This is a genomic window from Xanthomarina sp. F2636L (assembly GCF_026410195.1).
Classification (GTDB): Bacteria; Bacteroidota; Bacteroidia; order Flavobacteriales; family Flavobacteriaceae; genus Xanthomarina.
This window is the reverse complement of the sequence record NZ_JAPMLM010000025.1, coordinates 1-392: the sequence shown is the minus strand read 5'-3', so window position 1 is coordinate 392 and position 392 is coordinate 1. Positions and strand designations below refer to the sequence as shown.

The window sequence follows — 392 nt, the reverse complement described above, 5'->3', positions numbered from 1 at the left end:
GGTGATGTCGTGGCAACTCCTGTTGACTCAACTGATAGTTCTGATCCTTGTAACGTAGTAGTTACGCGTACTTGGACATTTACTGATAGCTGTAACAACACTAGTTCGGTATCGCAAACTATTACAGTGACTGATACTATTGCTCCTGTAGCTCCGGCTGCTCCGGCTGATGTAACAGTAGAGTGTCTAACAGATATTCCTGCTCCTATTGATTTAACAGCAACGGATAACTGTGCTGGTGATGTAGTTGCAACTCCTGTAGATTCAACTGATAGTTCTGATCCTTGTAACGTAGTCGTTACACGTACTTGGACCTTTACTGATTCTTGTAATAATACATCTAGTGTGTCACAAATAATTACTGTTTCTGATACTATTGCTCCTGTAGCTCC

General features: G+C 41.6%; 1 protein-coding gene. It reads left to right on the top strand.

Going from position 1 to position 392, the window contains the following annotated elements:
• A partial coding sequence (locus OS191_RS00115; RefSeq protein ID WP_524534353.1) for an HYR-like domain-containing protein occupies positions 1–392 on the top strand: 392 nt, incomplete at both ends.